Annotated in this window: 22 protein-coding genes; 7 read left to right on the plus strand and 15 right to left on the minus strand. The window is 45.2% G+C overall.

The window, feature by feature from the left end:
* Positions 1–155: 155 nt before the first annotated feature.
* Entirely contained in the window at positions 156–977 is an 822-nt protein-coding gene (locus ACJJI3_RS06355) for an alpha/beta hydrolase (RefSeq protein ID WP_444941890.1), read from the plus strand.
* A gap of 198 nt (positions 978–1,175) precedes the next feature.
* Here ACJJI3_RS06355 and ACJJI3_RS06360 read toward each other — a convergent pair whose 3' ends face one another.
* From ACJJI3_RS06360 to ACJJI3_RS06375, 4 genes are all read right to left on the minus strand, one after another.
* Entirely contained in the window at positions 1,176–1,559 is a 384-nt protein-coding gene (locus tag ACJJI3_RS06360; protein ID WP_444941891.1) for a hypothetical protein, read from the minus strand.
* A 505-nt stretch (positions 1,560–2,064) separates the two neighbouring features.
* Positions 2,065–2,952, minus strand: a complete 888-nt coding sequence (locus ACJJI3_RS06365; protein WP_444941892.1) for an AraC family transcriptional regulator — start codon at positions 2,950–2,952, stop codon at positions 2,065–2,067.
* Between the two features lie 307 nt (positions 2,953–3,259).
* Complete coding sequence (locus ACJJI3_RS06370) at positions 3,260–3,625, minus strand: VOC family protein (RefSeq protein WP_444905410.1); 366 nt, start codon at positions 3,623–3,625, stop codon at positions 3,260–3,262.
* Positions 3,626–3,690: 65 nt separating this feature from the next.
* Complete coding sequence (locus ACJJI3_RS06375) at positions 3,691–4,914, minus strand: CaiB/BaiF CoA transferase family protein (RefSeq protein ID WP_444941893.1); 1,224 nt, start codon at positions 4,912–4,914, stop codon at positions 3,691–3,693.
* Between the two features lie 140 nt (positions 4,915–5,054).
* Between ACJJI3_RS06375 and ACJJI3_RS06380 the strand changes: the two genes are divergently transcribed.
* Positions 5,055–5,372, plus strand: coding sequence for an Mpo1-like protein (locus ACJJI3_RS06380; RefSeq protein WP_444897123.1), 318 nt, complete (start codon positions 5,055–5,057; stop codon positions 5,370–5,372).
* Positions 5,373–5,377: 5 nt separating this feature from the next.
* Here ACJJI3_RS06380 and ACJJI3_RS06385 read toward each other — a convergent pair whose 3' ends face one another.
* A complete protein-coding gene (locus tag ACJJI3_RS06385; protein WP_444941894.1) occupies positions 5,378–6,805 on the minus strand; it encodes a TyrR/PhhR family helix-turn-helix DNA-binding protein in 1,428 nt (475 codons plus the stop codon).
* A 196-nt stretch (positions 6,806–7,001) separates the two neighbouring features.
* On the opposite strand from ACJJI3_RS06385, the gene phhA reads away from it, so the two are divergent.
* The 3 genes from phhA (at position 7,002) to ACJJI3_RS06400 (ending at position 9,810) form a co-directional block, all read left to right on the plus strand.
* Positions 7,002–7,805 carry a phenylalanine 4-monooxygenase gene (gene phhA, locus ACJJI3_RS06390; protein WP_108733440.1) on the plus strand — a complete coding sequence of 268 codons (804 nt, stop codon included), beginning with the start codon at positions 7,002–7,004 and terminating at the stop codon, positions 7,803–7,805.
* Positions 7,806–8,073: 268 nt separating this feature from the next.
* On the plus strand, positions 8,074–8,544 hold the full coding sequence (locus ACJJI3_RS06395; protein ID WP_108733441.1) for an Lrp/AsnC family transcriptional regulator: 471 nt from the start codon (positions 8,074–8,076) through the stop codon (positions 8,542–8,544).
* Between the two features lie 96 nt (positions 8,545–8,640).
* Positions 8,641–9,810: a cation:proton antiporter domain-containing protein gene (locus ACJJI3_RS06400; protein WP_444897120.1), complete on the plus strand. Its 1,170-nt coding sequence runs from the start codon at positions 8,641–8,643 to the stop codon at positions 9,808–9,810.
* Between the two features lie 69 nt (positions 9,811–9,879).
* On the opposite strand, the gene ACJJI3_RS06405 is transcribed toward ACJJI3_RS06400, so the two are convergent.
* The 3 genes from ACJJI3_RS06405 to ACJJI3_RS06415 all read right to left on the minus strand — a co-directional run bounded on the left by ACJJI3_RS06405 (position 9,880) and on the right by ACJJI3_RS06415 (position 12,581).
* Positions 9,880–10,683, minus strand: a complete 804-nt coding sequence (locus ACJJI3_RS06405; RefSeq protein ID WP_444941895.1) for an amidohydrolase family protein — start codon at positions 10,681–10,683, stop codon at positions 9,880–9,882.
* Between the two features lie 127 nt (positions 10,684–10,810).
* Positions 10,811–11,458 (minus strand): signal peptidase I, encoded by a 648-nt coding sequence (gene lepB / locus ACJJI3_RS06410; protein ID WP_444897118.1) that lies wholly within the window; start codon positions 11,456–11,458, stop codon positions 10,811–10,813.
* 211 nt (positions 11,459–11,669) lie between these two features.
* A complete protein-coding gene (locus ACJJI3_RS06415) occupies positions 11,670–12,581 on the minus strand; it encodes a LysR substrate-binding domain-containing protein (RefSeq protein ID WP_444941896.1) in 912 nt (303 codons plus the stop codon).
* A 119-nt stretch (positions 12,582–12,700) separates the two neighbouring features.
* Between ACJJI3_RS06415 and ACJJI3_RS06420 the strand changes: the two genes are divergently transcribed.
* Together ACJJI3_RS06420 and ACJJI3_RS06425 are read left to right on the plus strand one after the other, a co-directional pair.
* On the plus strand, positions 12,701–13,387 hold the full coding sequence (locus tag ACJJI3_RS06420) for a sterol desaturase family protein (protein ID WP_444941897.1): 687 nt from the start codon (positions 12,701–12,703) through the stop codon (positions 13,385–13,387).
* 320 nt (positions 13,388–13,707) lie between these two features.
* Positions 13,708–13,818, plus strand: a complete 111-nt coding sequence (locus ACJJI3_RS06425) for a hypothetical protein (RefSeq protein WP_444913628.1) — start codon at positions 13,708–13,710, stop codon at positions 13,816–13,818.
* Positions 13,819–14,234: 416 nt separating this feature from the next.
* On the opposite strand, the gene ACJJI3_RS06430 is transcribed toward ACJJI3_RS06425, so the two are convergent.
* The 7 genes from ACJJI3_RS06430 to ACJJI3_RS06460 all read right to left on the minus strand — a co-directional run bounded on the left by ACJJI3_RS06430 (position 14,235) and on the right by ACJJI3_RS06460 (position 19,420).
* Complete coding sequence (locus ACJJI3_RS06430) at positions 14,235–14,741, minus strand: hypothetical protein (protein WP_444941898.1); 507 nt, start codon at positions 14,739–14,741, stop codon at positions 14,235–14,237.
* A 93-nt stretch (positions 14,742–14,834) separates the two neighbouring features.
* Positions 14,835–15,257 carry a hypothetical protein gene (locus tag ACJJI3_RS06435; protein ID WP_444941899.1) on the minus strand — a complete coding sequence of 141 codons (423 nt, stop codon included), beginning with the start codon at positions 15,255–15,257 and terminating at the stop codon, positions 14,835–14,837.
* A gap of 98 nt (positions 15,258–15,355) precedes the next feature.
* The gene (locus ACJJI3_RS06440) at positions 15,356–15,811 is read right to left on the minus strand and encodes a hypothetical protein (protein ID WP_444941900.1); all 456 of its coding nucleotides are present in this window, start codon (positions 15,809–15,811) and stop codon (positions 15,356–15,358) included.
* A gap of 326 nt (positions 15,812–16,137) precedes the next feature.
* Positions 16,138–16,644, minus strand: a complete 507-nt coding sequence (locus ACJJI3_RS06445) for a DUF3592 domain-containing protein (RefSeq protein ID WP_444913626.1) — start codon at positions 16,642–16,644, stop codon at positions 16,138–16,140.
* Positions 16,645–16,914: 270 nt separating this feature from the next.
* Complete coding sequence (locus tag ACJJI3_RS06450) at positions 16,915–17,463, minus strand: hypothetical protein (RefSeq protein WP_444941901.1); 549 nt, start codon at positions 17,461–17,463, stop codon at positions 16,915–16,917.
* Positions 17,464–18,026: 563 nt separating this feature from the next.
* Positions 18,027–18,491, minus strand: a complete 465-nt coding sequence (locus ACJJI3_RS06455; protein ID WP_444941902.1) for a DUF2489 domain-containing protein — start codon at positions 18,489–18,491, stop codon at positions 18,027–18,029.
* A complete protein-coding gene (locus ACJJI3_RS06460; RefSeq protein ID WP_444897109.1) occupies positions 18,491–19,420 on the minus strand; it encodes an AEC family transporter in 930 nt (309 codons plus the stop codon). The genes ACJJI3_RS06455 and ACJJI3_RS06460 overlap by 1 nt, the downstream gene beginning before the upstream one ends.
* Position 19,421: the final 1 nt, after the last annotated feature.

A 19,421-nucleotide genomic window follows, 5' to 3' on the forward strand; every position in this document is an offset into this window, starting at 1 on the left:
TATAAATGATGAGTGATGAATAATTTGAACCTTTAGATAAAGCATTACTACAACCACCACCCTTCCCGGTGTTAGTATTAGGCCGTTTCAATATGAATATTCTACAGACCCTATCTATTTCAAGAATAATTTAACCTTCAAAGGGCATATAACTTATGGTCAAGTATTTGGCTCTCATCTCATTTTTTCTTATGGCTACTTTTGCAAAGGCTACAGACCTTAAGAGTTCTCCCCTGGTAATTGGCGACTCAATTAGTTTTCAGTCAAAGATATTAAAGGAAAAGCGCACCTTAAATGTCTACTTACCCGAGAGCTACCATCGTGAACCTGAAAGAAACTACCCCGTAATCTATCTTTTAGATGGCTCCTTATCCGAAGACTTTATCCATATAGCGGGAGTGCTCCAATTCGGCTCATTCTCATGGATTAATATGCTTCCAGAATCCATTCTTGTAGGCATAGAAAATATTGATAGAAAACGCGACTATACATTTCCATCCAAAATAGCTTTAGATCAAAAAGAATTTCCATCATCAGGCGGATCAAAGGAATTTATTGATTTTTTGGGCAAAGAGGTTCAACCCATTATTGCGAGCAATTTCCGTACAAAAGAAAAGTCCACACTGATAGGTCAGTCTCTGGGAGGACTTGTAGCTACAGAAATCCTGATAAAGCATACGGACCTTTTCGACAACTATATTATTATCAGCCCAAGCTTATGGTGGAGTGGAGAATCTCTTCTGACAAGCATCCCTGAAGACTGCTGTGAGGACAAACAGATCTATATTGGAGTTGGAAAAGAGGGGGAAGTGATGGAGCGCCTAGCGCGAACACTATACAACAAGCTAGATAATAAGAAGAGCAACACAAAAATACACTTCGGCTACTTTGAACAACTAGACCATGGTGACACTCTGCATCTTGCTGTTTACGATGCGTTTGGAAAGCTGTTTTCAGACAAAGCCCCCAAAAACTAGAAACATTTTTCAACTTAGAGCTGGTTGCTTTCGTTTCAGGAAATGGAATACAAAAACCTACGGAAGCAACGCACCACTTACCTCACCATCAATCAAGTACACAATTTCCATAGAGTCACCCTCATTTCTGCGACGTTCTGAAAGAGAGGCGGTGTGATATTTACAGTAAACACCGCCAACACCCTACATTTTCTCAACCTACGTCAAAGCTGCGCGACGGAAGTTGTACACAGCCACCTGGGACAGAATAAATAGTGTAAATGTCACCACCAAACCAGTCAGCATTACGGGCTCGTAGCCCTCAGCCAATACAGAAATAAGCCGCGAAGAACCATTAAATAGAAAGTACATCGAGGCAGGAAGTATTAATAACCACTCTTTGCGAAAGGCACCAATTGCCGTAATAATCGCTAAGCTAAGTGTGGGGGCACCGAGAGTACGTAGGTTAGTGAAACCGTAATTAGTTGTGGCATCAAACCCTGCTGGACCATTAACAACTTCCGGGAAAAGCATGGTCACTAAGCTAGCCGAACCCAATATAAGTACAAATATACCGGAAAGAAATTGTGCGAAACGAATCATATTAAATATTCCATCTGGTTGATTAAATGAACAGAACGAGAACTCAAAGATCCCCTGAAAAATTCCTTATCATTTCTGCGAGACCTCAAGAGGCCCTTAGCCCGGATAACAGACCAAAGCAGTGCTACTAATTGACTGTATCAAGTCTCACTATTTTTGATTACGCAGGGGTCAGAGTGATTAGCATTCAGGCTTCCAGCAAACATCAGCAAGTAATGAAAAGTGACTGGTTTATAGTCTTCAGCGGTATCAGCTATAGTTTGCCCTAGGAGGGTTCTAATCAAACCACCAGGACGATAACTAATGCTCGTCGGGCTAAACGCAAAACAAATATCACCATTAGCACTACCAATGAGCATGTATTCATTCTTTAGCCCCTCAGTAACAAGAGGGTTTAAATATAACGACATATCGTTAGAAAAGTACGCTGTTAAGACAAGGACTAGATTAACCAGCAAGCCAACACTTTACTTGGAACATCCAGTCAAGGATTTGTACAAATCCGTCAAATCGCCTTTTTACGCATTTGGGAAGGGGCTACTTGATAGTGCTGTTTGAACACCCGGGAGAAGTAACTAAGCTCATCAAAACCACACTCCAAAGCAACTTCAGTCAGGCTAAGATCGCTATTGAGAATCAGCTGCTGTGCTTTCTCCATCCGTTTCGAGGTAATATATTTCGTGGCACTACTGCCATAGACTTGCTTAAATTTACGAGTAAATGTTGACTCGCTCATATGGCATAGAAAAGCTAAATCCGCCAGCTTCAGAGAGGAGTATAAGTGAGCTTGCACCACTTCCTGAAGTTTAGGCTGTTGCCTGATGAACAACTGCCCCAACATCTTCACAACTGTTCCACTGCTATCGAGCCTGGGGATGAGCTCTACTAATTCTCGAACCTTTAATACCACCAGTGGCTCACTGAATACTTCTGGCTGCTGGATATAGTCAATTATGCTACGCATATAATTGGAGAGCAGTACAGATTCCTGCAGGCGCTCAGCCGAGGGGGGCTGATTATTGGACTTATTATCCTCCTTAACAGCAGCCCTACTTTCGCTATTACTACCAAAGACATCAGGCATACCACTTGGGTAGAGTCGCTGTAATAGCTCTGACGTTAACCGAAAACCGATGAAATTAATTTCATTGTTTATTCCATCTTCATGCCACTGATTAATAAAATTATCTGTCTTCATTAGCACGGTGGCACCTGGACTCAAGGTGAGGGTTTCATCACCACAAACCAGGGTTGAACAGCCACTGATAACGTAAACCAACCTTGCCTCATCAACCAAACGGTCTTGATAACTTAACGGTGCCCTGAATTTACGCTGACCAATTACCATTTTCCCTTGTATTTTAAATACAACTGATTCTTCACTATCTGGCATAAATTATTATCTTTATCAGGGACCTAGTCATTTGCAATAAAACATGAAGCATATCAACTTTTCAATCAGAGAAAACGACCAATCGGAAGTGATTACCATAGCTTCTCCGGCAGGGGACCAAGTTAAATCCAGGGGCTATAAAGAACATACTCTACAAAGCATCTTCTAAACCTAAGAGACTCAAAAGCCTCTGAAAGGAATAAAACAATTTAAGGAGCCTCTGAACAACTCCGTGATATCTTTGGCATGCAGAGCGGTACAATCAAGGCGCGGCTTCGCAGGAATGTCTAGACCTTTCAAGAAGTTGCTACACCACCGCGTTAACTTCCACCTTATTCCCTACTGGATCAAAAAATACCAATTGCCGTACATTGCGTCCGGGCACATCCATTAGGTGATTGGCGACTCCCAACGCATCCAGACGCTGCTTAACCGGCTCAAGCGCATCTGTACGGAAAGCTATGTGATCCAGGTAGGGTTTCTCAGGCTGGTCACCACTCACCTCACCATCTATTAAATGCAAAATAGCCCTACCATTGCCATAGAGCCAAAATCCATTACGCTTGAAATTTGGCCTCTCACCCTCGGTCAGACCGAGAACCTGGGCATAGAAGTCCCGTACCCGCTTTAGGGTTTCCATAGGAGCAGTAATATTGACGTGGTCGAGTTCCATCTGTTTTCCCTAATTTACAAGGCACATCCTTGTGCCTGATTATCAGCAAGTTATCTGTCTATAACTTACACAATACTCTTGTTCCGCAACTCTTCTACTTGCTCGTCACTTTTACCAAGCAAATCTCGCAATACTTCCTCAGTGTGCTCACCCAATACTGGCGGCGCCTGAGTGTAGTCGAGTGCGGACTCGGAGAAGATTACGGGGTTGCGCACAGTCTTCACCTTTCCAGCTTCCGGATGATCCTGCTCAACCACCATACCCCGAGCCTGCACTTGAGGATCAGCAAAAACCTCCTCCAATGTGTTGATAGGCCCACAGGGAACATGAGCATCACTAAGATGCTGGAGCCACCAAGCGGATTCGTGCTTACGAGTCGCAGCTTCAATCTGCGGCACCAATTCTTCACGGGCCATTACCCGCGCTGAGTTAGTCCCGTAGGCAGGATTTTCTGCCAGTTCTTCTACGCCCGCGATTCCGCAGAAGCGTTTAAACTGGTCATCATTACCCACTGCCAACATAAAATAGCCATCTTTTGAAGGGACTGCCTGGTAGGGGACAATATTAGGATGGCCGGTACCTTGTCGCTCAGGGCTTTTACCAGAAGTAAGGTAATTTTGGGCTTGGTTAGCCAACCAGGATACCTGGGTATCCAATAAGGCGAGGTCAATATGCTGGCCAACACCCGTATGCTGTCGGTGAACAACAGCTGCCAATACAGAAGATACCGCGTACATCCCTGTCATCAGGTCGGCTACGGCCACCCCCACCTTTTGCGGGCCCGCACCCGGTTGCCCTTCTGGCACACCGGTAATACTCATCAGACCACCCATCCCTTGGATCATGGCATCATAGCCTGCTCGATTTTTGTACGGGCCCGTTTGCCCAAAACCTGTGATCGAGCAGTAGATAACACCAGGGTTGATTGCCTTGATGGATTCATAATCCAGGCCGTACTTTTTCAGGCCATCTACTTTGTAGTTTTCCAGAAGGATATCGCAACGGGCTGCCATCTCCTTGATCAGGGCCTGGCCATCTTTGGTAGTGATATCAACAGTAACTGATTTTTTTCCGCGATTGGCACTTAGGTAGTAAGCAGCATCAGCCGTGTCATTTCCCTTCTCATCCTTTAGGTAGGGAGGGCCCCAGTGGCGAGTGTCATCCCCTCGCTCCGGGCGCTCTACTTTAATAACCTCAGCCCCAAAATCAGCAAACACCTGCCCAGCCCAGGGTCCGGCGAGAATACGACTTAAATCGAGTACCTTTAAGTGTGCGAGTGGACCTGCCATAACTTCCTCATATCGCTTACTTGCGGGTTAACCGCATATTTTTGCGGCAGCCTAACAGATAATTTGCGCCCGTGCTTTGATTGGCCGGGTTAGGTATTCGTCATATACTTTACTGTGCAATAAAAATAAGGAGGCACAGCATGGCCGCAATAGAAGCGCAAAAATTTGAATCTTTTCGCGAGTTTTATCCATTCTACTTACAGGAACATAGCAACCTCACCTGTCGTCGGCTGCACTTCTTCGGCACCAGTCTGGTGTTCGCGACAATAATTGCGGCTGTAGTAACTTCCAATATGTTGTGGCTAGCAGTTACTCCTGTCGCGGGCTATGGGTTTGCATGGATCGGGCACTTTTTCTTTGAAAACAACCGCCCGGCAACCTTTAAGTATCCGTTCTACAGTTTTATCGGAGACTTTGTTATGTTTAAAGATATGCTGATCGGGCGAATCGAACGCTAAACAAACTATTTTTTAGTGGCCGACAAGCCGTATTTCCGCAATTTGTTGGCCACAGCGGTATGAGAAATACCCAGCTCCTTAGCCAGCTCCCTGGTTGAGGAGTGACCTTTGATAATGTCCGCCAACAACGCCCTCTCCAGCTGCTCCATCATTTCCTTATAGGTAAGTCCACGGCTCCAGTCCCGCCAGGGAAGTTCCGCCTTAACCATTAAATCCGGCACATCCGCACAACTGATCGACGCAGCCCCTCTAATCAAGCATTGACTGGATGCGGCCATTAAATAGTCCCTGAGGCCGTTGAAGTTATCCGGCCAGTCGTGGAGTTTGATCAACTCCATCACCTCGCGATCAAAATTGAGCTCACTTGCCTCTGGAGACTCCTGGCGCATTAAAGTACTGGCATAGCGCGGCAGAGCCGGTCGCATATTTCGCAACGGGGGCAAGGACATCGCTAACGACGAAAAGAGCTGCGCAAGTGACGGCGCAATAGATTCCCTATCAATAGCGGTGGCCACCAATCTCAGCGATGCCGGCAAATTGCGGAGTTTTCTCAATAAATCAACTTGAGCTTCTGTTTTGAGAGTATGTATATCCTCAAGAATCAAAGTACCCGTTCGACGAAGATGTGAAGGCAGCTGCATAGTGCCGTCACGGGGGATAATTCGATAGCAATCAGCCCTTGAGGCCGATGGGGAGAGGTAATGCACCGCACAGGCAAACGTTGTCTTTCCTGTGCCCCGCTCACCCAGTATCAACAGAGGTGCACTGAGTTCAGATAAGTCCTGTAACTGGAGGCAACTCCTTCGACGCAAATCAAAATCCCACAACACCATCGGTCTTGGCAGCTCAGTGACAAACTCGCTGCTATCCCAAGGCTGTAAACGCAGTACCGCCCCAGCCAGTGAGTCAACCGCTCCGGGATTTCCCTCCAGAGTGATCGGGGACCAGTCCACACGAAAACTCTGCCCCCTTACCACCAGAGGCAGTCCGTAGCGAGGCACTGCAAAATCCCGCAGCAATTCTGCGACCTGCATAAGCGGCAGGAATCTCTGCAGCTGTAGACCAGGCACCTTGTCCAGGCTCACACCGAAAGCCCTTGCCGCTGCCAGATTCGCAGCGACCACCCTGCCCTCGCGATCCACACTAAGAACCGGATCAGTCACATGACTCAGCAAAGTGTCCAACTCAAAATGACGTCGCTCCAGGGGCAATAGGGAGATCCTCCGCACCCGTTTAACTCCAGGAACCTGGTGCAGGGACTTCTCGATAGTCTGGTATTGAGTGGCAAGCATCCCGGGCGCTATCAGATAGACCTTATCTCCACTGTCACCCCCGAGCTCACCAGAGGTCACATTTATCCGATATTTACCGAAAATTTGCATTATTTCGTGCAAAATGCCGACACGATTCGCACAAGTAATCTCTACCCGCACAGCGTCACCTGTAAAGAAATGTTTACAGAAAGTGTAATTTGAACTCCCCAGAAGGCGCAATAGCTCGCCGCTACCTCTCCCCACCAAGGGCACGCCTGGCTAAAAATAGAGGTCGAAACATAACAACAACAGGTTCAGCGGCAGGTGCTGGGCACTGGGAATCAGCGAGAGCTACCGAGCCGCAGGAGAGACATTCATGAAGAAAGAAGCAAAGAAGGCAAGCAAGTACGTTGCCCGTGAGCCCAATGAAGACGGCTTTATCGAGTATACCGACCTTGAACACCAAACTTGGCAGCGTCTGATTGAACGCCAACTGGATGTCTTACCTGGCCGCGCCTGCGATGAATATATGCACGGCCTGGAGCTGTTGGACCTACCGAAAGACCGTATCCCCCAGCTCGAGGAAATCTCCAGCGTGCTGCGCAGGGAAACTGGCTGGGAAGTCGCCCGGGTTCCCGCCCTTATCGGCTTCGAAACCTTTTTCGGTCTTCTAGCGGATCGCAAATTCCCAGTTGCTACCTTTATACGCACTCCCGAAGAGTTTGATTATCTGCAGGAACCGGACATATTCCACGAAATTTTTGGCCACTGCGCCATGCTCACCAACCCAGCATTTGCAAACTTCACACAAAAATACGGACAACTGGGCCTTAAAGCCTCGCCTAAAGAGCGCGCCTATTTAGCCCGCCTCTATTGGTTTACAGTGGAGTTCGGCCTGCTGAACACCGACGATGGTTTGCGCATTTACGGTGGCGGCATTCTGTCTTCCCCGAAAGAGACACTCTACGCACTGAGTCACCAACCAGAGCGCTACGATTTAGATGCGGTTACCGCACTGCGCACCCCATATCGCATCGATATTGTTCAACCCATTTACTATGTTCTCAACAGCTTGCAACAGCTGCAGGAACTGACAGAAATTGACCTGATGGCCAAGGTCCGCGAGGCCATTGAGCTGGGACTATTCGAACCCCGCTTCCCGCCCAAAGACGCAGCCTGATCTGCATTCAAGATTGGGCGGCCAACTTCCGCCCAATCTCACCTCTGCTAAAAAGCTCCCCCAGAAGCGTTGCACATCTAGGGAAATTCCACTACCAGCACTCTCCCCCTGAGCCTATCGTATCTGCAGTAGGTGTGATGGTAGTTCGATGACTTTCATCCAATAGCCCCCACACCCACTCGCCCAAATACCGTTAGGGGTAGCCAGGGAGGCAATGCAATCAGCGCAAGGACACAAAACCCCTACCTTATAGGGAGCGCATAGCACTATGTCCTCACTTGACGCGATTGATAGAAAACTTCTTGCGATTCTGCAATCTGACGTCAGCCTTTCGATCGAGGAGCTGGCGGAGCGTGTGGGCCTGACAAAAACCCCATGCTGGCGCAGGGTGCAGAAACTGGAAAAGAGCGGCATCATTCGACGCAAAGTCGCCTTGCTTAATGCCGAGATTTTAGGACTTCCGGTCTCAGTGTTTGCCCAGGTTAAAACTGACCAGCACACACCGGAGTGGGCCGACAACTTTGCCGAACATATGGCACAGTTGCCAGAGGTAGTGGCTTGCTACCGTATGGCAGGCGACTACGATTACCTGTTGCGAGTGGTAGTTAGCGATATCACGGCCTATGACCGCTTTTACAAGGAGTTAATCCGGCATGTCGGCATTAGCGATATTGTCTCCAACTTTGCCTTGGAACAGATCAAAAGCACTACCGAGTTACCGATTCCATCCGGTGAGTAAAGTCTCAGCGCAACCACTTGGTAGGCACATAGACCTTTCAGCTGTTCGCACATCTATGGATAATGGTTAAATCTCGCTCACACACAAGGATGGCCTGTGGCGGACAGCTCCCTTTTCCAATCATTCTTCTTGATCTTTAGTGGCGCAGCAATTGTTGCCTCACTGGCTCTTTTTGGACGACAACCGCTTCTGGTCGCTTACATCGCTCTCGGTGTTTTACTCGGCCCATCCGGCTTTGCAGTAATCGACAACCTGCGACTTCTATCTGATATGTCCAGCGTTGGGATTATCTTCCTGCTCTTCCTGTTGGGGCTGGACATGCAACCTCAAGCGCTGGTAGCTGTATTGCGCAAAGCTACATTTGTGGGGGTTGTAAGCTGTGCAATCTTCCTCGGCCTTGGCTTTGGCATAGGCTTGCTGTTTGGATTTACTACCGTTGAATCCTGGGTAATCGGCATGGCGCTGATGTTCTCTAGCACCATTATCGGTATCAAACTGCTTCCCACGACCGTACTTCACCACAAGCACTTGGGTGAACTTATGGTGGGACTTCTTCTTTTTCAGGACTTTGTGGCAATAGTCTGCCTAATGGTACTGCTGAGTGATAACACCGGCGACGAACAGATCTGGCAATTGGCTCTCTCCTTTGGATCGCTACCACTGCTGATACTTTTTGCTTGGCTAATAGTAAAATATATTTTATTGCCACTTTTTACCCGCTTTGACCGCTTTCACGAATACGTATTCTTAATGGCACTTGGATGGTGCATGGGAATGGCAGAGCTGGCGGAAGTTGTTGGCCTTTCAAGAGAGATCGGCGCATTTATTGGTGGTATCACGCTGGCTGCCAGCCGGATTTCACAGTACATCGCCCTCAGCCTTAAACCTCTGCGAGACTTCTTCCTGATCCTGTTCTTTTTCAGCCTCGGAGCGCAATTCAAGCTGGCCATGCTGCCCGAAATTCTACTTCCTGCCCTGGTCACAGCCGCCGCAGTTCTGGTAATAAAACCCGTTGTATTTCACTTCCTGCTTGGAAATCGCAGTGAGCACAAAGTGCTCTCGTGGGATATTGGATTTCGACTTGGGCAAATTAGTGAATTTTCCCTATTAATCGCCCTGCTCGCTTATACGCAAAACCTGATTGGCAGCGCAGCATCACATTTAATCCAGGCAACCGCGATCCTTACATTCCTGGTGTCGTCTTACATTGTGGTGATGAACTTTCCCAATCCCATTGCAATCAAGGATGAGTTGCGAAGAGACTAAACCTCTTAGTCTCTTCCTGTAGCAGGATTTAGCAGACCACTGCAATCGACTAACAATGGTGACAGCTTATTAAAGCTTAAACACCCTTTCAGCATTCTTATATAAGAAGAGCTCGGCAACCTCATTCCCCAACTCCAGAAGGTGCATTTCCTTTAAACACATCTCCGGTGTCAGCATGGGATAATTAGTCCCGAACATCACCTTATTCTTACCGTGAGACTTGATAAATGAAACCAACTCGCGGGGGTATCTTTTTGGCTTATAAGCAGAAGTATCTATGTAGACATTGGGAAACTTGGTCGCAAAAGCGATCATTTCATTGTGCCAAGGGTACCCAATATGGCCGCAGACAATCTTTAGATCCGGAAAATCGAGAGCAATCCGCTCAATATGAGCAGGACGGCCAGAATCAGAGCTGCACAACGGCCCGGTAAGACCCACTTGCAAACAAACTGGCACATCCAGCTCAACACAAGCCGCATATAGCGGATAATACAAAGGGTGAGTACAAGGCAACTCCCAGAGCCACTGCACAATACGCAGCCCTTTAAAGTCATGTTCCAAAACGTAATTGCGCAGGGTTTGCACAGCCTCTACTGGCTTTCGCAAGTCCACTGATGCCAGACCGCAAAACCTGTCAGGATGAGTTAAAGTAAGATCCAGTACTTCATCGTTGCTAATCAAGGCTCCGCTCGGCCCATGCCAAGCAGAAATCAATGCCTTGGACACATCTGCCATATCCATAGCTGACAGGGTCCACTCAAGGGGCACTTCTTTAAAATCCTGCCCCATCCAGCGCTTCAAAGTATCAAAGAAAGGTTCAGCAAGAAAACGTTCTGTAGGATGCTGGGCCCAAACATCAATCACTTTCATGCTAGCAACTCCCTGCTATTGAAATCCTTAACCGGGAAGGAGAAGCACTTATCCCCCCTCTATTCTCTGGTAACACAAGTATTGCCAGTAAACAGCTACACCCTTTTAAAGAAATGTTATTGACTACCTACTTGAGTGGCATCGCCACACTACTAAAGAAATCTCTCTCCTTAGAGAAGGAAAACGCTAAAGATGTAACTTTGCCCATAACCCTATCACGATCAACCAAACCCCAATATCTCGAATCCAAGCTATCGTTGCGATGATCTCCCATGACAAAGTACTTACCTTCAGGGATCTCAATAGTCTTCCCAATGTATGGCAATTTCTTATTACCACTAAGCTTGAACTGATGTTCCCTGCCATCAATGACTTCCCTACCCAGGATGTCCGAACCCACCCCACTTTCCAGGCGATACTCAAGCTGAGCCCCATTAACAAACACATTCACCCCTTCAATACGTAAGCTATCACCAGGGACGCCTATTACACGCTTCACATATAGTTGATCAGTGTGAGGTGGCAAAAAGGTAATAACATCTCCCCTGGAAGGGTTCCCCCATTGAGCAACCTGCTTATTGAAGAAAAATAAAGTTGGCCCATAGCTCGTCTTATCTACCCACAAAAAGTCACCAGGATGAATAGTAGGCTCCATAGACCCACTTGGTACTGGAGACCAATCGGCATACGCTGACTTGAAAAAGTACATAAGAAATAGAAACAATATTGCACCGCGGTTGTTTCTTACCGCACCCTTAAAACTAAACCTGCTCATTCCCTAAACTCCTTTCCCAGGGCAACGCACCACTTAAAACTGATCACTCAGAAATAACAGAACCTCTGAAAACTAAAAAACCAGCCTTTAGCTTTCATTAGGTGGGACATTATCCTTATCAGAACGTTCTAAAAGGATTACTTTATTTGCAGCACATCCGTACTAAAAAAGGGAACCATAAATATCAAAGGGCACTCGTATTACACAGCGTTCATAAACTCGGATAAAGCTCCAAAATTTTTTCCCTTAGCCAGCGATGAGCTGGATTTGTTGTCTGCGACTTATGCCAGGTAAGCTGAAGTACTACCTTTGGAAATGCCATTGGCAGCTTGAGCATACGTATGGGAAGCTCTTTATAATAGCTTGAAATCATCATTCTTGCTGGTACAACGCCAATTAAATCGGTTGTGCAAACCACATAGGGGAAAGACGAGAGGTGTGGGACTCGTAAACAAATATTACGCTGTAACTTTCTGGGCCTGGCTAGCCTTTCCATTGGAGAGCCCATAGGGTTTCCTCTTAATAGGGATACTTGTGGCAGCAATTGAAATTTTTTTTCACTGATTGTCTCACCCACATTTTTATTATGTTTGCTGACAATAATCACAAGCTCTTCTTCTGCGATAGGCTGGTTAACATAGCTGGGGGAATTGACAGGTAGGTAGTCAATGATTAGGTCTACTTCCCCATTACTCACCATTCTGGCTGTCATTTCTGACTCATCGGGGAGTACAGTAAGCCTTATGCCGGGTGCAAATTCTCGAAGCCATTTGCAGAAGCCGGGGATCATCAGAGTTTCCACCACATCGGGCATAACGATGGAGAATTCCTGCTCTGCTTTCCGGTAATCAAAAGACGTTTGCTGGAAGCCTGAACGGACGGTGTTGAGTGCCTGGTGAATAGAGAGGTGCAGTACCAGTGCGCGTTCAGTGGGGCGCAATCCCCTAGCGGTCCGTATAAAAAGCTCATCTTCATAAGTAGCTCTCAACCGCTTGAGGGCAGCACTAACGGCCGGTTGGCTCATATGCAGTTTTACTGCAGCTCTGGTCAGGTTTCGCTCAATCATAAGTGCTTCAAAAACGGGAAGCAGATTTAAATCCAGTGATCTAAGGTGCGTAGACATTATTAACCTGATGAATAATGCATTTAATAATTATTTATTAGACGATACATGATGTCCCTGATTATATTTATCGTCAATAGCATGAAAAACCGCAAATACTATAAAAAGTCAGGTGAAATATGTCGAACATGCATAATACGGCGGCTTTCAGAGAGCAATATAGAGCCTATGCCCATAGCCGCTATAGCGGCTGGTTCCATTTAGGGAGTATTCTACTGATCAGCCTAATCGGTGCTATTTACTGTATTTTTCAGATAAGTGAGCTGAGGGCGCATGAACTGCTAATAATTCCACTGGGAATTCTTGCTTACAACGCTGTAGAGTATGCCGCCCATCGCTGGTCTGGGCATAATAAGTTGAGATTTACCAAACTGTTTTACAAGAGGCATACTGGCGATCACCACAGTTTCTTTTCTGCACCATTGCTGTCTTTTGAATCAACTCGTGATTGGCGTATAGTGCTGTTTCCAATCTATCTAACAGCTGTTATCACTTTTTTTCTGGCACCACTTTGTGGTTTTTTTCTATCCTGGGTAGCTTCAGGTAATATGGGATATATCACAGCGGCAACCATGATATTAAATCACCTGGCTTATGAGCTAATGCATATCGGTTATCACCAACCCAAGAGTCACTGGTTTCATAAAGTGCCTGTGTTTCGTGAGTTAGCCCATTTACACAGAATTCATCATCACCGTAAACTAATGAAAGTTTATAATTTCAATTTAACTTTTCCGCTATTCGACCTTTTATTAGGCACTTTCTATTGGGAGCCGCAGGATTCCTTTGACGACTTTCGCGACTGATAGTTTGTAGATTACTTGTACCTTATTACGCACTAGGTTCTGCCTTTGATCTTGATCTTCTTCCTGTAATCTTACCAGCATTAACTCTCGGATAATTGGCACTGGCGCATTACCAAAACTTAGAAACTCCTCATGGAAGGCCTTGAGATCAAACTTTTTCCAATTTTTCGTTTGATTTCCTCACACAGAGAGAGAATATCTGAGTAATTGGCAAAATAGCTGGCTAGCTGTACCTGGCTCAAGGTGACCCGCCGCCACTTGTCTTCAGCTCACTTAAAGTAGAAGCAATTCATGGTAACCGCTTTCCCACAAGGTGCCCCATGAGAGAAACCGTATTTGAGTATATGGAGATAAACTACAATCGAAATCGCCTACACAGCGCCAATGGCTATCTCAACCCTAAGGCGCTTGAGAAACAACTAGTCGCATAGTGGAGTGTCCGTAGTTGACGGGGAGGATCAAAATGCTTCGATCATGCTACTACGAACACAATAAATAGAGGGGCTTTGGTGGTATACTCATAACTCTGGCCCATCCCAAAATCATTGAAATTTTCGTGTGCAGACATAGTTTTGCAGGAAAGGTATTCAGCCGCAGGCTTGCTTTATGAGTAAGACATATCAATCGGATGCTTTAACATCCAAAGGCTAACTTGTGCGACCAACCTAGCACGATAACAGCCTGCCCCTCAGAAACATAAAGTAGTCTAGGGCCTATATGTAACGAATGAAATTTGCCTCCTCATGATCTCTAAGCGCCAACTCTAAACTTCCCAATCCATTACTAATGGCATAATCAATAGCAAGTATTGCCATTTAGCATATAAAACCATTTAACTTTATGTAATTTATCTGCTAGCCAATCTTTCAGTACGTATTAGATAAGCCCGCCTATAGACCGCATAACCACCCCAAGCAGCACCTGTTGAAGCAATACAGAAAACCATATAAAAATCAGATAAGATTTGAAATCTTACAAGAAAGCCGACTGCAGCAAGCATACATAGAGCTACTAACGCAGCCCATTTCATTTTCCTAGTAATTACTGCATAACCTCTATAAACAGATGAATGATATAGCCCAAAAATTACAGAAACGGCAACACAAAAAACCAACCCCTCAACATCGAGATTGGGGCTAGCCAAAATCAGGAACGGAAAAAGGCACCCTGAAGCTGATATAATTTTGTCTCCTTGAAAGCCAGCCTCATCCCAAAAAATACTATAAATATGATTCGGATCTCCTTCTGACTCGGTTGACATCTTTACCCACAATGGAATCAAGAAAATGACTCCAAGCAGCCCCAAGATAAGAAGAACAAATAAAACCATCCCAAAAAAAATAGCAGTCATCACTTAATTTACTCACAACACCTCAACCACCCTTTACAGAGAAGTAGCACAATACGGCATAAACTATCAGGCTACAAATGTAAAGTGTATTGATCTTCAAGAGGGTTCTATGTGAAGCCTCCACTCAGGTGAAAAAATTGAGTAACTATAATCCTCTGAGTATTCACTAATATAGCTGTAACCTGGGCCACGCCCAGCTAGCTTGACCAGAAACCGCTGAAAGCTAGCAAGGATGCCAGCACTTCCGTACACCCTTAAAATATTCCGGCTATTCCAATCATCCATTGAAAAGTAATCGTTAGCTTTGTTCTGAAGAGCCGTGAAAAGCTCCTCTTTTGTCTCATCACAAATAATCTCGATTGATATTTCTGACTCAGATATCACTAGCACTGACTCATTTTCCCTAATGGCTTTTCCAACAGCATCAGCGAACAGCAAGTAATCTTCTGACTTCGCACTTAAGACAAGATCATCAATCAATCCATTTGACCGAAACATTTGCCTTACTTCTATCTTCACTATTTTTTACCTAACTCGCTAACATACCCAATACTTTCACTTCAATGTCAGTTTTTTCTGTTAAAGCTTAACGAATTACCACTTCAGCTGCCTAACTTTTATGCATCTTCAAAAACTCGTAGGGCCTTCTCACCCAGCCAAACTACGGTACCTACCATTAAGCAGCTCATGCCGCCACCCAGCACTGAGGTAACTAATGCGCTAACACCCTGCACCTGCTCACCGTTTGCAGTGACAGTTCCAAAGCCAAAAAAACCAAGAACTCCGAGAACCAACCATAATAACCCGATACTGCAACAGCATGCTAAAAAGCAACGTTTAAACGTAAATTGATTTCGGCATTCCTCAATCGCTCCTTGCCGGGGAATTGATCCTGACAGCCCTGCAATCCTATTATTCAGCTCTTGGACTTCCATCTTTTTCTTAGAAAGTTCAGCTTTCAGATTACCATGCCTTTCTGGATATTTTCCCTGGTCCATTCCATCAATGGCTTCTTGCAACTCTTGAATAGTGTAATTTTCAATTTTTCTCATACTAAATACGGTAGCAACCATAACACTCTATATGAGGGTGGCCGGGGTTTTGGATATATTACAATCGACCCGGAAGATACCCTCTAAATCATAAACATTGCACATCGACTCTCCAAATAGCTCTTTACAGCATTTCCAGCCCCCTACTTAACAACACATACATTCCTTGAAAAAAACTGGAAGCATAAATCTAGCTTTAGGAAAAACAGGATGCTCACACGAACTACACATAAAACCGACCTCAGGCGCTTACAAAAAACCAACCGCCCCGACTATCTCAACGCAGCATCCCAAATTGATTTAAAGATCAGGCACTCAAGATGCAACTTTTCTTAGCGAATTCGCAACTAGTACATCGCTAAATCATACTGCAACAATAAATATCCGTACAAATCTACGAAATAGCTACTCTTAAATAAAACAATTAGAGCAACACCCAAAACTGGTAACAAAGGCACCAAAATGGCACTTAGTCGACTGAACGGTGCCACCTCTAAATATGCAAGACCACTGACTTTTGGGTTAACCCGAACGTCAACAATATCTCCTGGCCGGTATTTTTTGGTAAGGTAAGATTCATATTCCAAACTCGGAAACAGGTCATAACCTCGCAAAACTGGCATTTCGGATTTATACTCTCTTCCTCTAAATTTATAATTGAAGGCAATTATTGCTTCAGTTACCTTTTTTCCATTGGAATCCAATTGATTCAGCAATCGGGAGTGAGTGATCTCTCCAACTACCACAGGCCAATTGCCGAATGTTTTGCGCATCCTCAGATATACAATCGTCTGGAAAAACCCAAATAAAATCATAACCGCAGGAATAAGTAATTGTATAGCTTTAAAGATCATTAATTTATGCTCCTAATATCGTGAGCAGCGGCGGTCTATTCTGGAAACTTTATGCGTGCCAATTGCATTGAATCTACAATGCAAAACATATATTTGACATCCTACAACAAGGCTCACAACCGATACATTATCAATCACGGCCCTCCCAAATTGGGATGCCGAATTACATTTGAGAAATTGTTGACTTTTGCGGAAGATAATCAACCACCAGCGATCAAACTCACGCTGCACCATTAGCCTGAGCACTCAAAATGCTCTACCCTGTTATAATCAGGACTTGTCTCTATCCTTCTTGCGAAGTTCTATTAACTCCTCCAATCTCATCAACTTCCTTTCATTCCTTTCCACGAAGTACTCTATTAACCTTAAATTATCTTTTTGCCACGCATCCATATGCAGCTGTGTTGCTTTCATCGTCACTTCATTTATACGATCTAGCTTTTTAAAAACTGGCCTTTGATTAATCTCCCTTAACTCCAGCAACTCTTCAAAAGTGAGCATTGAAACAATATTATTAACCAGTAATTCCTCAAGCTCCTTGGGGTCGAACTTAAATACATTGGAAGACACCACATCCATGTACAACTGTTCTTCCATGACAACAATTTCCGGCGACACTTCACTAACCCCATAGAGAGGCTCATATAACTTTATAAAGTCCTCTCTTTGTTCATCGAAGAGTTCTTTGAGGTCTGCAGATTCTTTTTTGGCGACATCATCGATAAATATTTCTCGAGCCAAATCTTCACTTGATTGAGAAAAACCTACCCCCGGTATACACAGGCAGAATAGAAATATATTCTTAATAACTTTATTCATTTGACATTTCACTTAAAACTTCGACCACGTACTTTTCAATAACCGCACCCACCGATAGAATTATATGGGCATCCAGATATCATCACGCCCTACATTTCATATTTGGTTAAGCCTCAGAAAATAGAGGCTTTAATAAATAGAAGATATTGACGATAGAGTCACAGGGTAGATAGATAACATCGGCTCGACACCTACCCACTTCCCCCACCTTAGAAAACCTGCAAACTTCATTGAAAATCAATGAGTTAGCCAATTTCAAAATAGTGCAAACCAATGAAGTTGGTTTTGGCTTTAGGTATCTTGAGCGGATTAGGCTAAAAACCTAGCTTGATGTCAACCTATAAAAATATGGAGATGTAGTCGATGCTGGCGTTTACAGCTGATGGCTGGTGAATTAATTGGAATATATTTTCATGAATCAGATATTTTATAAAAAAGCAATCTGGTTCCAGCAGCAGATTGTTTAGGAGGGAATACTTCACCTGATTTCAACGAGCAGATTTCTGCTCGTTGAAACATACATAAATACTCAAGTCTAATGATTCATTTTCCAGTTTCAAGATTCAAAAAGAACGCCCCAAAATCCGCTTGGCGGCATCCATCGCAAAATCCTTATAGTCCGCCTCTACTTGCGCCATCTCCAATTCATACTTGAACTGTTCTTTACGCGGTAGTTCTTTCCAGTCTTTGAGAATTGGGATATGACTGGTTTTCTCTGCGATGGTGTAAAAGGCCACAAACTCTTCACGCACTTTATCTTCCACCTGAAGTGCATCCAAAAGAACGCGAATACGAATCGAAGCTTCGGTAAGCCCGACTCCATCATCCAATAGCGTGCGAGCAATAATCTGAATGCTGTCATTTACTCTTTGTCGCTGATCCTCTGCAGCCTGCTCTAACTCAGCTAGCTGCACGGCCTGCTTCTTCTGTGCAATCGATAATTTGCGCAGATAGTAGCCAGCTACAATCGCCAGGGAGAAGATAACTAAAGCCGCAACAATCAGCAGCCAAGTAGGAAACACAGTCATTAAATATACACCTTAAGTAACGCCAGCCCGATGCTGGCCGAAATAACAGAGAGCACTGTACTAAGACCAACAATATTGGCCGCCAATTGGCTATTACCACCCATGGTATGAGCCATCACAAAGGCCGATATCGCGCAAGGCGAGCCAGTGATCAGCATTAAATAGCCCAAATAGGTCGGACTCATACCCAGGGCCCAACCAATCAGCACTGAGAGTATTGGTACTCCTAATAACTTGAGCACTGAGGAGGTCAGCGCTGTTGGCGAGCTACGCAGTAGCTGGCCTAGCTTCATACTCGCACCAATGCAAATCAGCCCCATTGGTAAACTTGCAGAGCCCAGTATTTTAACGGTATCAAGCACCATTTGTGGCACTTTGATATCCAGCACCCGGCACAAAATTGCCAGGAATACCCCGATGATTAATGGGTTCTTTGCCAACTCCTTCAGCAACAAGCCCAGGCTGAATTTCTTCTCTTCGTTGTAAAAAACAAAAAGTATTACTGCGAACACATTGAACTGAATCGTCAACGCTGCAACCAGCACTGCCGAGTGAGAAACGCCCGACTCACCAAACGCCTTCTCAACCCAGGCGAGCCCCACAATGGCAACGTTTCCACGAAATGCCCCCTGGATAAACGCACTGCGATCCTTCACAGTAACGGGCCGAGCCATCAGCCAAGATATGGGGATTATCGCGAAGGTACCCAAAATTCCCGCTGTTAAAAGGGGAATCTCTTCTGAGGGTTTTGCATTCGATGAATAAATACTATCGAACAACAGTGCAGGCAGCATCACGTTGAAAACCAGCACCGTTGCGTCGTCGATAAAGGATTTATGCAACATGCCCTGCCTGGTAAGCAAGTATCCACCGATAATCATCAAAAAGATCGGGCCTGTAACTAGCAGAGCAAAGGAAATATTTTCCATA

The sequence above is a fragment of the Microbulbifer maximicatervae (SeqCode) genome, from assembly GCF_052466985.1.

Coding starts and splice junctions, on each gene's coding strand:
- ACJJI3_RS06415 (WP_444941896.1), bottom strand. CDS start 12,581: ATGTCTACGCACCTTAGATCACTGGATTTAAATCTGCTTCCCGTTTTT.
- ACJJI3_RS06420 (WP_444941897.1), top strand. CDS start 12,701: ATGTCGAACATGCATAATACGGCGGCTTTCAGAGAGCAATATAGAGCC.
- ACJJI3_RS06360 (WP_444941891.1), bottom strand. CDS start 1,559: ATGATTCGTTTCGCACAATTTCTTTCCGGTATATTTGTACTTATATTG.
- ACJJI3_RS06370 (WP_444905410.1), bottom strand. CDS start 3,625: ATGGAACTCGACCACGTCAATATTACTGCTCCTATGGAAACCCTAAAG.
- ACJJI3_RS06380 (WP_444897123.1), top strand. CDS start 5,055: ATGGCCGCAATAGAAGCGCAAAAATTTGAATCTTTTCGCGAGTTTTAT.
- ACJJI3_RS06455 (WP_444941902.1), bottom strand. CDS start 18,491: ATGACTGTGTTTCCTACTTGGCTGCTGATTGTTGCGGCTTTAGTTATC.
- ACJJI3_RS06460 (WP_444897109.1), bottom strand. CDS start 19,420: ATGGAAAATATTTCCTTTGCTCTGCTAGTTACAGGCCCGATCTTTTTG.
- ACJJI3_RS06405 (WP_444941895.1), bottom strand. CDS start 10,683: ATGAAAGTGATTGATGTTTGGGCCCAGCATCCTACAGAACGTTTTCTT.
- ACJJI3_RS06425 (WP_444913628.1), top strand. CDS start 13,708: ATGAGAGAAACCGTATTTGAGTATATGGAGATAAACTACAATCGAAAT.
- lepB (WP_444897118.1), bottom strand. CDS start 11,458: ATGAGCAGGTTTAGTTTTAAGGGTGCGGTAAGAAACAACCGCGGTGCA.
- ACJJI3_RS06375 (WP_444941893.1), bottom strand. CDS start 4,914: ATGGCAGGTCCACTCGCACACTTAAAGGTACTCGATTTAAGTCGTATT.
- ACJJI3_RS06395 (WP_108733441.1), top strand. CDS start 8,074: ATGTCCTCACTTGACGCGATTGATAGAAAACTTCTTGCGATTCTGCAA.
- ACJJI3_RS06355 (WP_444941890.1), top strand. CDS start 156: ATGGTCAAGTATTTGGCTCTCATCTCATTTTTTCTTATGGCTACTTTT.
- ACJJI3_RS06440 (WP_444941900.1), bottom strand. CDS start 15,811: ATGGTTGCTACCGTATTTAGTATGAGAAAAATTGAAAATTACACTATT.
- phhA (WP_108733440.1), top strand. CDS start 7,002: ATGAAGAAAGAAGCAAAGAAGGCAAGCAAGTACGTTGCCCGTGAGCCC.
- ACJJI3_RS06445 (WP_444913626.1), bottom strand. CDS start 16,644: ATGATCTTTAAAGCTATACAATTACTTATTCCTGCGGTTATGATTTTA.
- ACJJI3_RS06450 (WP_444941901.1), bottom strand. CDS start 17,463: ATGAATAAAGTTATTAAGAATATATTTCTATTCTGCCTGTGTATACCG.
- ACJJI3_RS06365 (WP_444941892.1), bottom strand. CDS start 2,952: ATGCCAGATAGTGAAGAATCAGTTGTATTTAAAATACAAGGGAAAATG.